Source organism: Saccharothrix xinjiangensis (assembly GCF_039527585.1).
GTDB lineage: Bacteria > Actinomycetota > Actinomycetes > Mycobacteriales > Pseudonocardiaceae > Actinosynnema > Actinosynnema xinjiangensis.
Genome location: NZ_BAAAKE010000013.1, coordinates 16,126 through 29,399, shown reverse-complemented (window position 1 = coordinate 29,399; position 13,274 = coordinate 16,126). Strand labels below are relative to the sequence as shown.

The window sequence follows — 13,274 nt, the reverse complement described above, 5'->3', positions numbered from 1 at the left end:
CTACCGACGCATCCAGGGCGAGTTGCTCGAAGCTCGGCCACCGGACAGGCGCCTCGACCATCCGCCGCGTGCTCAAGCGCCTGCGGACACCGCCCGCGCCACGGCGCGACAGCGACACCTCCTGGCGACGATTCCTTCGCGCCCACGCCGCGAGCACGCTGCTGGCGACGATCTCCCTGGAGCGGGAGCTGATCGACCTGGCGAACGCCGCACCCGGCATCGAGCAGCACGAGGACGCCGAGTACGCCGACAAGCCGGAGCTGTTGAAGAAGGGCATGGCCGAGTTCCACGACGGCGTGCTGGGCCTGATGTCGCTGGTGTCGCTGGCGACCTCGGTCGCCTTCACCGCGTTGCTGCTGGTCACCGTCAACCCGTGGCTCCTCCTGCTCGCGCCGGCCGCGTTGCCACCGGTGCCGGCGAGCCGGTGGGCTCAGCGGATCGTCAACCGCGCCGAGGAGGGGTCGACGGCCGAGACCCGCCGGGCGAGCCACCTCTTCGGGATGGCCACCGGCGCGCGACCGGCCAAGGAGGTGCGCCTGTTCCGCCTGCAAGGTGAACTGCGCGGCCGGCACGCGGCGCTGTGGCGCGCCGTCGAGACCGTGTTGTGGCGTGCCGAGCGGCGGGCCGCCCTGGTCGAGGCGGGCGGGCAACTCGTGTTCGGCCTCGCCTACGTCGGCGCGGTCGTGCTGGTCCTGCGCGCGGCGGTCGCCGGGCGCGCGGGCGTCGGGGACGTGGTGCTGGTCATCGTCCTGGCGGTCCAGGTGAACCACCAGGTCACCGCGGCGCTGGAGCTGTTCCGCAAGTTGCAGCGGATGGTCCGGGGCATGACGCGCCTGCGGTGGCTGCGACGGATGGCGACCGCGGGACAGGCCGAGGCGACCACGTCGGCGGCGCCTGACCGGATCGGCTCCGGCATCGAGCTGGCGGGCGTGTCGTTCGCCTATCCCGGCACCGCTCGACCGGTGCTCCACGACGTCAGCCTGCGCCTGCCGGCCGGGTCCACCGTGGCGATCGTCGGGGAGAACGGCGCGGGCAAGTCCACCCTCGTCGACCTGCTCTGCGGCTTCTACCGGCCCGCTGAAGGCCGGATCCTGCTGGACGGCGTCGATGTCGGGACCTTCCCGGCCGCGGACTGGCAGGCCGGGCTGGCCACGACGTTCCAGGACTTCGTCCGGTTCGAGCTCCCCGCCGGTCACGTGGTCGGTGTCGGCGACCTGCCGCGCCGGGACGACGCGACCGCGGTCCACGCGGCGCTCGAACGAGCGCGTGCCGAGGACGTCATCACCGGTTTGGGTGAAGGACTCGCCACCCACCTGGGCAAGTCCTGGACCCAGGGCGTCGAGTTGTCCGGCGGCCAGTGGCAGAAGCTCGCGGTGAGCCGGGCCATGATGCGCACCGGTCCGCTCCTGCTCGTCCTCGACGAGCCGGCCTCGGCGCTCGACCCGCAGGCGGAGCACGTGCTCTTCGAGCGGTACGCGGAGCTGTTCGACATCCAGGCGGAGGCGTATGCCGGGGGCTCCCGGTGATGCGTTCCGCCGACCACCGCGCCCATCCGGTACGGTGCGTCGTCGCGGATCAGGCCGCGGGGAAGGGAGGGGTCGTGGAGGACATCGCGTCGCTGGTACGGCCGGAGATCTACGCGATGCGGCCCTACACCTCGGCGCGCGTCGAGGGCGACCAGTCCGCCCGCATCCACCTCGACGCCAACGAGAACCCCTACGCGCCCTTCCCCGGCGGTCCCGAGCAGGAGGGCCTGAACCGGTACCCGGAACCGCAGCCGGCGTCGCTGCTGAGCCGGTTCTCCGAGATCTACGGGCTCCCGGTCGAGCAGATCTTCCTGTCACGCGGGGCCGACGAGTCCATCGACCTGCTGGTCCGCGGGTTCTGCGCGGCGGGCCGGGACGGCATCCTGATCACGCCACCGACCTTCGTCATGTACGAGACCGCCGCCGAGATCCAGGGCGCGCGGGTGTGCCGGGTGCCGCTCGTGCCCGGGTCGTTCCAGCTCGACGTCGACGCCATGCTGGCCGCCTGCGACGCCGACCAGCGGATCAAGCTCGTGTTCGTCTGCTCGCCCAACAACCCGACGACCAACGCGATGGAGCGGGCGTCCGTGCTGCGCCTGGCGGCGGAGCTGCGAGGACGGGCGATGGTGGTGGTCGACGAGCTGTACGTCGACTACTCGGGTCGGCCGTCGCTGGCCCGGGAGATCGCCGACCAGCCCAACCTCGTCGTCGTCCGTTCGCTGTCGAAGGAGTACAGCCTCGCCGGCGAGCGCTGCGGCATCACGCTGGGCCACCCCGAGGTGATCGGCGTGCTGCGCCGCATCATGCCGCCGTACCCGCTCACCGTCACCGCCATCCGCGCCATCGACGCCGCGATCTCACCGGCCGGCATCGCCTACGGGCGCCGCAACATCGCCCGCGTCGTGGCCGAGCGGGAGCGCGTGCGCGAGGCGTTGTTGCGGTTGCCGGCGGTGATCGACGTCCTCGTCTCCGACGCCAATTTCCTCCTCTTGCGCACGGAGGAACCGCGGCGCCTGTGCGCCGCCATGGCCGAGCAAGGCATCAAGCTGCGAGACCGGAGCTCCGTGATCGAGGGTGCCGTCCGGGTGTCGATCGGCACGCCGAGCGAGAACGACGAGTTCCTTCGAGCCTTCGAGCTGTGCGCACCGAACTGACGCGGGCCCACTGCTGCGGGCACTCCGAGGCGCGGCGACGGCGCGAACGCGTCGGGTCGCGTGGTCGAGGTCGGTCTCCCGGCCGGACGGCACGAGGTGGTCCTACCGGTACGACCCGCCGGGCCGCCGACTGGTCGACGAACGCGGGATGCCCGCTTGGCGGCGGGAATCGACGCTGTGGGGACTGCCCGCCGCCCGCTACACCAGCCACCGCGGTCGTCCGGCCGTGCAGGAGGCGCGCCGATCCTGCCGGAACTGCACTGCGGCACCGACGACCTGTCCGAGGCCACCCCGGCGGGCCAGAGCGGCGCGCCCGCGCCGGCGAGCACCGGTCGGACTGGGCCGCAACGCCCACCGCCGAGCCCAAGCGGGTGCCGCGCTCGGCCTTGCCCCCTCAAGGGCCTGGTCCACCACAACACCGGCACGATCATGGCCGCCACCACCTCCCTGCCGAGGAACCGGGCGACCATTCCGACGCCCAACGCCCGACAGCGCCGCCGCGGCGAATTGCACGATCACGAGCGCGGACGGCCTGGAGACGACCACGTCGCCACACACATGACCGGTCAGCGGCATGAGCGGACGTCACGCATCGGCATATCTCCCGGTGGTCGTCGGACTGTGCCCGTGCAGTTCCCATTCCGGCGCAGCAAAGATCGAGAGGAATTCCCGTGAAGTTGAGAACCCGAGTTTTCGCGCTCATCACGTTCACCGCGTCCGCGGTCCTGGTCGGTGCCACGCCGGCGTCCGCCACCGCTGCCCGGACCGTGGAACTCGCCGCACCGGCCGGCAGTGGTCTCCCGCCCTACGTCGCCGTCATCAAGCCGGTCACCGCGAAGCGGCTCGCTTCCAGCTGGCGCGAAGGCTGCCCAGTCGGACCCGATCAGCTACGGCTGATCAGCCTGAACTTCGCGGGCTTCGACGGTGCGGTGCGCCGCGGCGAACTGGTGGTCAACGCCGATCTCGCGGTCGAGGTCGCCCGCGTCTTCGCCGACCTGTACTTCGACCGGTTCCCCATCCAGCGGATGGAGACGATCGAGAAGTACAACTCCGACGACGACGCGTCGATGGCGGCCAACAACACCTCGGCGTTCAACTGCCGGGCGATCACCGGCGGCACCGCCTGGTCCAACCACTCCTACGGACGGGCCATCGACATCAACCCCGTGCAGAACCCCTACATCTCCCGCAGCGGCGCGGTCTACCCGCCCAACGGCGCGCCCTACGTCGACCGCACCCAGAACGCGCCCGGCATGATCCACGCGGGCGACACCACCGAGCGGGCATTCACCACACGCGGCTGGACCTGGGGCGGCTCCTGGGACACGCCGATCGACTACCAACACTTCGAGAAGCCCTGACACCGGTCCGAGAGGTTGTGCCTGCCGATAATCCCACCCACGCGGGTAGAGGGCCGTACGAAGCCCAAGTCCTCGAAGCGCTCACGGGCACGGCTGCCATCCGCCATGGCATCGACCAGCACGGCATGGTGACCGCTGTGCCGCTCCGACTCCCCGTCGCCACGCTTCGTCGGCTCCGATCACCGGTGCGTCCGGAAACGATCCTGTGCTGGCACAGGGACCTCCTCGACCTCCGCCACGCAGCCGGCTCCCGTCCCAAGCGGCCCGGCCGCTCACGGACCATCCGCTCGATCCGACTCCTGGCGCTGCGACCGGCACGCGAGAATCCCGCATGGGGCTACCGCCGCATCCACGGCGAACTGCCCGTCCTCGGCATCGCAGTCGCCGCGTCCACCGTCCGGCAGATCCTCAAAGACGCCGGGGTCGCCCCGGCTCCCGAGCGCGTCTCGACGAACCTGGTCGCCCTTCCTCCGCTCGCCGGCCGAGGCGCTCCTGGCCTGCGACTTCTTCGAGACCCGCACGGTGAGCGGAACCCGCCTGTACGTGCTCGCGGTCATCGAGCACGCCAGCCGCCGGATCCGCGTCCTCGGCGCCACCGCACACCCGACCGCCTCCCGGGTCACCCAAGCCGCCAGGAACCTCGTCATGGACCTCGAAGACGCGAGCAGCACCACACGGCTCCTGATCCGCGACCACGACGGCAAGTACCCCGCCCTGTTCGACGACATCCTCGCCAACGCGGGCATCCAGGTCATCCTCACCGGTGTCCGGATACCGCGGATGAACGCGATCGTGGAACGCCGGATCCGCAGCTGCCGCCGAGAACTCCCCAACCGCACCCTCATCCGGAACCAACAGCACCTACTCCACGCCCTGCGCGAGTACGAGAAGTACTGCAACACCCACCGACCCCACCAAGGCATCGCCACCACCCGACCACCACAACCGCTGCCACCACCGACCAAGCAGCCGACACCCACCTCAGCCGCCCGCTCCGGATTTCGCTCCTGAACACCGTTCACCAAGATCGCAAAGTTACCGCTCCGCGACCGAATGAAGATCAACACCAGCACACGAAAAAGCCCGCTGACCTGGTAAAACTCCCCAAGCCGGCGGGCTTTATTCGACCATCGGGACGACAGGATTCGAACCTGCGAACCCTTGACCCCAGCCAGGTCGCAGCGGTGCGGTTGAATGCACTTCAGCGCAGTTCGCTCATAGTGAATTCTCCCAGTTTCCTTCCATCTTCCTCCCGCAGCAGGCCCATGTCGACCGCCGCGGCCGTCGAACACATGTGCGTAATCCAAGCGGACGAAATGCTCGCCAGCAACGAGGTGCTCATCCCACCGCCTGCACCATGCAAGCGACTTGACCGTAGAAGCTCGAATCGCACCCGGTCGGCGCGCAGGGCCTGACCGCGGTGTCGACTCCCGGCCCTCGAAGACAGTCGGCACTCAGGAGAAGCGAGGGCCAACGGAAGCGCGGGACCTCCACAGCTCCCTCCATGCACGTAGGTGCAATCTATGTAGATCCCATCTACTTCGCCGCCACCAAGGGCGCGTCCTCGGTCGAGTCGACCACCGCCTTCCTCGCCGAGCTCGCCGACTCGTCCCTGGCCGCCGGACAGGTCGGTCCGCCCACCGGGGTCACCGGCGGATGGCCCGACGCGTTCCGCGTCCTGGGCGCGACGCTGCCGGACACCCCGGCGGTCGTGGTGCTCGACGAGTTGCCGTGGCTGGCCGAACAGGACGAGGTCTTCGACGGCGCGTTGCAGACCGCGTGGGACCGGCTGTGGTCACGCCGCCCGGTGTTGCTGGTGCTGCTGGGCAGCGACCTGCACATGATGGAGCGCCTCACCGCCTACGACCGCCCCTTCTACGGGCGCGCGGACAACCTCGTGCTCGGACCGCTCAACCCCGCCGAGACCGGCCGCGCCCTCGGCTTGGACGCAGCCGATGCCATCGACGCCCACCTCGTCACCGGCGGGCTGCCCGGCATCATCCGCAGCTGGCCCCACGCCATGCCACCGGCCGACTTCCTGCGCAGGGAATGCGACGACCCGGCCGCACCGCTGTTCGGCGTGCCGGAATCCTCCCTGCTGGCCGAGTTCCCCTCACCCGACCAGGCCCACCGCGTCGTGGAATCGATCGGCGGCGACAACCGCACCCACGCCAACATCGCCGCCACCGCCGGAAGCAACCAGGGACACATCCCCTCCGGAACGCTGTCGCCGCTGCTGCGTCGGCTGACCCAGGAGAAACGCGTCCTGGCGGTGGACCACCCGCTCTCGACCAAGCCCGGCAAACCGGCCCTCTACCGGATCGCCGACAGCAGCCTGCGCTTCTACCTGCCCATCGGACGCGCCATCCAGGAACAAGCCCGCCGCGGACGCCCCCACATCGGCGCCCGCGTCCTGCAACGCCAATGGACCAGCTGGCGCGGACGCGCCGTCGAACCACTCATCCGCGAAGCACTCGAACTCGCCGGACAGGCCGGCGAACTGCCCTGGCCCGACACCGCCACCGTGGGCGGCTGGTGGAACCGACAACACAACCCCGAGATCGACCTCGTCGGAGCCGACCACTCCCCCGTCGCCGGCCGCATCGACTTCGCAGGCTCGATCAAATGGATCGGCAGCACATTCGACCGCCACGACCTCGAAACCCTCCGTCACTCCGCCAACCACATCCCCGGCTACGAACCAGCCCGCTCCGGACTCGCCGTCGTATCCCTGTCCGGCACCGACATCGACACCGACGACGCCAACCTCATCTGGGGACCGCAAGAGATCATGGACTGCTGGAAAACCGGCTAAAAGGTCTGGCGGCCTCCGCCGCTTGAGCGCGAATCAAGTGGCACGGCCCGTTGGAGCCATACGGCCGTAGTCGCGACGGCTGCACCATCAACACCGCTCGATCGACAGTCGAAGCTGCAGCGGTTCAATTCGCAGGTCAGACCTGCGAGGCCGACTTCTGACACCCCATAAGGCGGCATCCTCAACAAGTACTACCATCCGCCTGACCTGCATGGTCAACGTTTTCGGAAAGCACAGGGCCGCATTGCCCGACATGCGCTACGGATCTTCCGTCGCGCATGGTCACGAGTGATGATCGCCGACAATGTAGCGCCAGTAAGCGACGTTGCTGCGTGTCGTGCGTACTTCCGAGTCGGCACCATCCGTCATGTCCAGTCGGTCGGCCAACAGCTTCTCGAAGGCCATCAACGCGCCCTGCGCGTCGCCGGCGTCGCCGAGTCTTCGGGCGAGATGACCTCGTGTCGTCAACGTGAGGGGATGTCTGGGGCCCAACACCCTGGTCTGGTCGGCCACCAACTCGCGCAGCGCCGTCGTCGCCCCGTTTACGTCACCGAGTTCGGCCTGCCAGAACGCGATGTTGTTGCGCACCGTCAGCGTGTCCACGTGCCTCGCGCCCAAGACTCGCGTCAACTCCACCAGCAGTTCACGCAACGCGGACAATGCCGCCTCGGCTCGACCGGCTTCTGCTCGGCTCGTCCACAGGTTGTTCCGAGTGGCGAGGGTCCACGGGTGCTTCAACCCGAACACCTGTACCTGGTCGTTCAGCAACCGCTCGAAGGCGTCCGCGGCGGCGGCAGGCTCACCGATCTCGGCTCGCATCGACGCGATCCGGCCCCTGGTCGCCATCGTGTCCGCGTGCAAGCGCCCCAGCAACCGGATCTGGTCGGTCAGCACCTTGTGCATCTCCGCCAGTGCTTCGGTGGGTGTTCGGATCACGGCATAGGCGGTCAACTGGCGTCGGATCCGCCAGTACTCCAACTCGCTGCGAGAGTTCAACGTGTCCTGGTCGTCCTCACCAAGCACTCGCTCCTGTTCGGCGACCAGCCTCTCCAGCCGGAACACCGCGTCCGCGAGCAGTCCGGCACGGCCTGCCCAGGTCGCGGCGCCCGCGCGGATGGAGAGCGTATCCCGGTGCTCGGAACCGAGCCTGTCCGCTGCGGTCTCCGCCAGCTGGTCGAGGTGATCGCGCGCCTCGCTCGGTCGACCGGCCTCTGCCAGGCTGTCCGCCATCCGCCGCAACACCGGAGGACAGCACCTCGACCACAACCACTGCGCGGCCACCTTGTGCAGGGCCGCCGCGTTCGCGCGCAACGCCTCTGCCAGCTGCGCGTCGATCTCAACGGACGGCCACACCTCCAACAGCGCCTTCGCCACCGTGTCCGTCAACGCCGCCAGGCGCTCGTCGCCCACCGCGTCACGGGTAGCGCGTTGAACGAGGCTGTGGACGCGGACTTCCCCGTGGACTCGGTCAGGCCGGAAGGTCGCCAGGCTCAGGCGACTTAAGCAGGTCAACGCGTCCCGGGCCTGCTCGGCGCCCACATTCCGCCCGGTGACGCCGGCGAGGTGGCCCAGCACCGCAGGCGCGGCCAGCACCGCAGCGGGTATCCCGTCCGGGTCCAGTAGAGCCGCGACCTCCAACAACGGTCCCGCCAGCCCTTCTGGCGCCAGCCGGTCGGCCAGGTCCACCGACATCGACCACGTCGTCGCAACGGTGGCCTGGTACTCGTCGGGTACCGCGCCAGGCTCGGGCAACAACGCCGCCAACCGCCGCCGCGTGTCGTCGAATCTTCGCACGTATTCCACGCACGTCAGTTGCCGGTCGATCAGATAGGCCGCTGCCTGCGCCAACGCCAGCGGTAGGTGTCGCATTCGCTGAGCCAACTCCACCGCACCAGCCTCGAGCCCAGGGTGTGGGACCAGCTTGGCCGCCAGGTAGGCAGCGGATTCGTCGGGCTCGAACATCCCCACGGGCACCACGTGTCGACCACCGCGTAACGCGGCGTCCGACCTGCGCGTCGTCACCAGGGTCCGCCCGGATCCACTTCTGGGCGGCCACAACCCGTTGACGTCACTGGGCACTCTGAGGTCGTCCAACACGATCAACCAGCGCACCTGAGTGGAGACCAGCCAGCCCAACAGTCGTCGTGAACCCGCGGCCGGGTCGGTGTCCTCCACCCCGGTCAAGTCCGCCGCGAGCGTCGCGTAGTCGGCCATTACCGTGCCCCGGTCCGTCGCGGTCACCCACACCAGCAGGTCCACCAATCCAGCGGTCCATGCGGTCTCGGCGTGATCGACGGCGACCTGTGTCTTGCCCGCGCCACCCGGGCCCGACAACACCACGGTGCGGGCATCGCCCACGTCCATCGGCAGCGTGCGTGGCTGGAAGGCGTCCGCCCGCGGCGGGACCCGCCCGAACCGGTACGGCAACCGAGCGGTCGTGCGGGGCGGATGGCCGTACTGGTAGACATCACCCTCGATCACCCCGGCCTGCAACACCATGTCCGGGGCCCCGCCGACAACGCTGTTGGACACGTCGCCCGCCGGCGCTTCGCCGTGCCCGTCAACCATGCTTCAGATCATGCCGTGAAAACCATGCCATGTGACATCGACGTCTTGGACGGTCGACTGTGCGTGGGCCCGCCGATCCACCCCCAGTCGACCGGGGGGTGCAGCCGATGAAGTCGCCCTTTGGCCCGCACGGTGGCCGCATTGACCACCGTGCGGGACCAGTCCAGGTCCCACATCGCCACCACCAACTCGAGGTAGTCGAGGACGCTGGTGACGTTGAGCAGTTCCAACTGCTTCTCGGCGAGCAATTCCAGGTACTCGGCGGCGGGCATGCACGTCTCCACCCGCCGCGCCGCCGCCTACGCGATCACCAGCGGCAGGTCGCCCAACCCCTGGGCCAGGCTGTCGGCGTTCTCCACTCAGCTCCGGGTCGCGCCGAGGCAACAGCTGCACACTCTCGGTACGCTGGAAGACGTTGACCTCCAGCGGGCAGGCGATGCTCAACCACTGTGAGTCGCGCAACATGGCCAGGATGAGGTCTGCGCATCGTGGGCACCTCAGAGCCGATGGTGTTGCGTTTACCGGGCACGGACTGGGAGATCAGCTCCGACGGCGGACAGGAGACCGCCACTGCGGTGGTCCGGCCGCGCGAGGACGCGGCGATTCCGCCGGATGCCGTGCTGCTGCACCGACGACCTGTCTTCAGGCCACCCTGGGCGAGCCGGAGCGGCGCGCCCGTGCCGACGCGTTCTGCTCAGGACTGGGCGTCGACGTCGAAGCTGCCTGCGGTCGCGGTCGAGCCGGACCTGGTGCTGCGCTCACGGTCCTGATCCATTACGACACCGGCGCGATCATGGCCGCCGATCACGTCGCCGCCCGAAGAGTTGGATAACATCCCCACCATCAGAATCACCAATGGCGTCAGTCGCGCGACGCCTCGCTGTAAAGCCTCAGCCGCTCTCAAGAAGCACCTCGAACAGACTTGTCAAACAAGGCGATATAGTCATACAGCACACCACGAGTCGCCTTCAGTCGAGCCTGAAGAGACGACCACTTGTCCACGTGGTAAGTCGCACGGACTCCTCCCCCGGAGTGGACCTGATCAAGGCCTGACCTGCGGAAAAAGTCGCCAGAGACTCCGAGTTAGCTTCGTTGAGCCCAGTTCAAGTCATGCCAACCCTGTTGCGGCACAACGGACTCTCCTTCGTCCGCCCCCTCCTGCTCAGTCACGTGACTCAAATCAAGCAGCCGTCATCCGACTTGACATCCACCGACGGCAACGACTAGGCGGCATCCTCAACGAGTACCACCACGCCGCCCGACCTGCACGGATGAAGTTTTCGGCAGGCACACTCGTCAATTCTGATCGACGAACGGCAATCATGACGTCGGTCGCGTTCCCTTCGCCGAAAGCGACTTCTCCTACGATCGACCGTCCAGCCGCCCTCGCAGGGTCCGCACCGCTTCCTGCCACTCCTGCATGTCCACGCCGTAGTCGTGGCCGCGGCCGAGTCGGAGGTTCGCGACTTCGTCCAGTTCGGCGCGCAGGTCTTCGACGTCGTCGCCTTCCCGGTGCCGATCGAGCTGCTCGCTGATCTCCAGCAGTTGGTGCGCCGATCGGTAATAGCGCAGTTGGACGTCATCGAGCCTGCGCACGGCATAGCCGCCGCACTTCCCGCACCAGTCCGGTTGCTTGAGCACGAGCAGCTCCGCGACCGAGAGCAGGTCATAGCCCATGTCGAGGCTGTCCTGCCGGCGGGCGTGGCTGCAGTAGGGCGAGTGCCCCTTGCGGTAGTACTCGGGGCGGTAGTTCGTCGTGTAGAGCTGCACGTGGGACAGCACGGCCAAGGGCAGGCCGAGTCCTGATCTGCGGCGCGTCCCCTGCTCCTGCGGGGACCTGAACGGGGTGAGGTCGAGCTGGTGAGGGGACAGCAACGCGCGCCACACCGACCATCGGAGGGATTGCCCGTGTTCGGTGTTGATCCTGCGCAGGTCGGGTGCGATGCGTGCCAGGGCCAAGGTTCGCAGATCGGCCTCGATCTCCCGCGGGCCTCCGAAACTCAAGCGAACGAGCTGGTGTTCGCCGTCCTGGGTGCCCAGCGGGTCGAACCGGCTGTTCTCGTCCCACGAGCTGATCTCGGCCAGCCACGGCTCCACCAAGGACCGGGGCAGGTCGTCCGCGCCGGTCAGCAGGACACCGCGCCAGGCTGGGTCGCCGCGCTTGGCGATCGCGTCGAGGTGGACGACCTCGACACCTGCTGAGGACTGGACCAGGTAGAGCTGGTGGCCGGCGCTGGTCTCACCGAGGGCCTCGGCCTGGTCGGAACTGATCGTTCGTCGGTCGGCCACGGGACCGTCGTCCAAGACCCCCGGTTGGAGCGCATCGGGAGCCCGCTCCTCGCTGTTCCACTCGTCGAGGGCGACGGCGGGCTCGTCCGGCCGGTCGACTTGCTCACACCGCAGGACGCGGTCGTCGAGCAGCACCCGGCCGACGAGGTCGGGCGCCCGGAGGAGCACGGTGCGCGACCTCCAGTCGACGGCGACGGTGTGCACGGCCAAGACCCCCAGGTGCCACCGGGGCAGCAGGGCGACCAGCTCTGCCAACCTGGGGTGGCGCTTGTCCGGTGTAGGCAACGTGGCGATCAGCCAGCGGTCGGGCAGAGTGCCGGACTCGCCGCTCAAGGCGCGGGCCGCGGCGGTCCACCGACCGGTCAGCTCACGCAGAGCCTGTTCCGCCTCGGGGCGTCCTTTGCGCTTGTTGCCCATCGCGGCGTCGAGAACGTGCCACTCGGCCGACGTGTGCTCCTCCAGGCGGGTCCACCGGGAGGAAGCTTCGGCCTGCCACCGTTTCCACAGGTTGGTCAGGGCACGACGGGGATCCCCGAGCACTGAGAACTCGACCCGGTCGACGGGCAACTCCGGTTGTGAGAGCTGTGCTGCGGCAGCCGCGTCGAGGAGATTCCCCGGGACGACCATGTCGGCGAACGCGGCGCGCAACTCCTCGGCGTACGCGGCCTTCGCCGCCAGACGGGGACGCGCCCAGTCCGACAACCAGGGGTAGCGGGCGACCACCTCGTGCGCCCTGTACAAGCTCTCCGCAGCGCCCAGCCAGAACGGCAGCAACAACTCGTCCCTGACGAAGCGCGCCTCTTCGTGAGCCTTCCAGGCCGCCTCGTCCTCCTCGTCCTCGGGGTACTCGCCGAGACGCAGCAACTCCGCGGCTCCCGCCACGTTGCGCCCTTCGAGGTCGTCGGCCAGATCTTCCGGCCCGTAGCTGGACAACTCGTGGAGAAGCCCCACGCCCATGAGGGTTTCGAGGAACACCCCGAGCGACGTGGTGGGCCGAGCCCACCTGGGTGAACGCGCGCACCCACTGCACATCCGCTTCACCGAAGAGGCCGTCAGGGGCACCGAGACCTCGACGGCGTCGACCCCGCTCAGCGACGAGCAGTCACGACCGGAGTGCAGCCGCGCCTGCTTGGACCGCGCCGCATACGCCCGGATGGATACCCCTTCGAAGGGCCCGAACGGGATGTCGGCGGTCAGTGCGGACAAGGTGACTCTCCTCCCAGGGCCAAGTCTGTGGTGACTCTGCCTCGCCGAGGGGGCGCTTCACCGAGAACCGCCACGTGGTCACTCAATCGGACGAATCCATGATGGCGCACCCCAGACCGAAGAACTTCGACACACCACGTCGAAAGCCTCGGCCAACTGAAGATGCGGGCGGCCGAAGAGCTATCGAACCGAAAGTATGCTCGACCCCGCGCACGCGGGGTGTTCCCGGCTCGACGACGCCGTGTGGCAGCGGATCGCCCTCGTCCCCGCGCACGCAGGGATTTTCCGGACGCGCTGGCCGACGCCACACCGGTGGTCGGCTCGACCCCACGCCCGTGAAGACCAGCTGCGCGAT

General features: G+C 68.7%; 10 protein-coding genes. 6 read left to right on the top strand and 4 right to left on the bottom strand.

All coding sequences use genetic code 11. The features are described from left to right. Positions 1–68 precede the first annotated feature (68 nt). From ABD223_RS24465 to ABD223_RS24450, 4 genes are all read left to right on the top strand, one after another. Positions 69–1,526, top strand: coding sequence for an ATP-binding cassette domain-containing protein (locus ABD223_RS24465; RefSeq protein WP_344038794.1), 1,458 nt, complete (start codon positions 69–71; stop codon positions 1,524–1,526). A gap of 74 nt (positions 1,527–1,600) precedes the next feature. Beyond that, a complete protein-coding gene (hisC, locus tag ABD223_RS24460) occupies positions 1,601–2,680 on the top strand; it encodes a histidinol-phosphate transaminase (protein ID WP_344038792.1) in 1,080 nt (359 codons plus the stop codon). A 671-nt stretch (positions 2,681–3,351) separates the two neighbouring features. Next, entirely contained in the window at positions 3,352–4,041 is a 690-nt protein-coding gene (locus ABD223_RS24455) for a M15 family metallopeptidase (RefSeq protein WP_344038791.1), read from the top strand. Positions 4,042–4,563: 522 nt separating this feature from the next. Continuing rightward, the gene (locus tag ABD223_RS24450) at positions 4,564–5,052 is read left to right on the top strand and encodes an integrase core domain-containing protein (protein WP_344038789.1); all 489 of its coding nucleotides are present in this window, start codon (positions 4,564–4,566) and stop codon (positions 5,050–5,052) included. Between the two features lie 190 nt (positions 5,053–5,242). Here the strand turns inward: ABD223_RS24450 and ABD223_RS24445 are convergent, their stop codons facing one another. After that, positions 5,243–5,383: a hypothetical protein gene (locus tag ABD223_RS24445; RefSeq protein WP_344038788.1), complete on the bottom strand. Its 141-nt coding sequence runs from the start codon at positions 5,381–5,383 to the stop codon at positions 5,243–5,245. 162 nt (positions 5,384–5,545) lie between these two features. On the opposite strand from ABD223_RS24445, the gene ABD223_RS24440 reads away from it, so the two are divergent. Next, positions 5,546–6,856, top strand: a complete 1,311-nt coding sequence (locus ABD223_RS24440) for an ATP-binding protein (protein WP_344038786.1) — start codon at positions 5,546–5,548, stop codon at positions 6,854–6,856. A gap of 282 nt (positions 6,857–7,138) precedes the next feature. Here ABD223_RS24440 and ABD223_RS24435 read toward each other — a convergent pair whose 3' ends face one another. Both ABD223_RS24435 and ABD223_RS24430 read right to left on the bottom strand, forming a co-directional pair. After that, complete coding sequence (locus ABD223_RS24435) at positions 7,139–9,424, bottom strand: tetratricopeptide repeat protein (protein WP_344038784.1); 2,286 nt, start codon at positions 9,422–9,424, stop codon at positions 7,139–7,141. 8 nt (positions 9,425–9,432) lie between these two features. Beyond that, positions 9,433–9,696, bottom strand: a complete 264-nt coding sequence (locus tag ABD223_RS24430) for a hypothetical protein (protein ID WP_344038782.1) — start codon at positions 9,694–9,696, stop codon at positions 9,433–9,435. Between the two features lie 216 nt (positions 9,697–9,912). Between ABD223_RS24430 and ABD223_RS24425 the strand changes: the two genes are divergently transcribed. Then, complete coding sequence (locus ABD223_RS24425) at positions 9,913–10,194, top strand: trehalase-like domain-containing protein (RefSeq protein WP_344038780.1); 282 nt, start codon at positions 9,913–9,915, stop codon at positions 10,192–10,194. 592 nt (positions 10,195–10,786) lie between these two features. On the opposite strand, the gene ABD223_RS24420 is transcribed toward ABD223_RS24425, so the two are convergent. Continuing rightward, complete coding sequence (locus tag ABD223_RS24420; RefSeq protein WP_344038778.1) at positions 10,787–12,919, bottom strand: hypothetical protein; 2,133 nt, start codon at positions 12,917–12,919, stop codon at positions 10,787–10,789. Positions 12,920–13,274 lie beyond the last annotated feature (355 nt).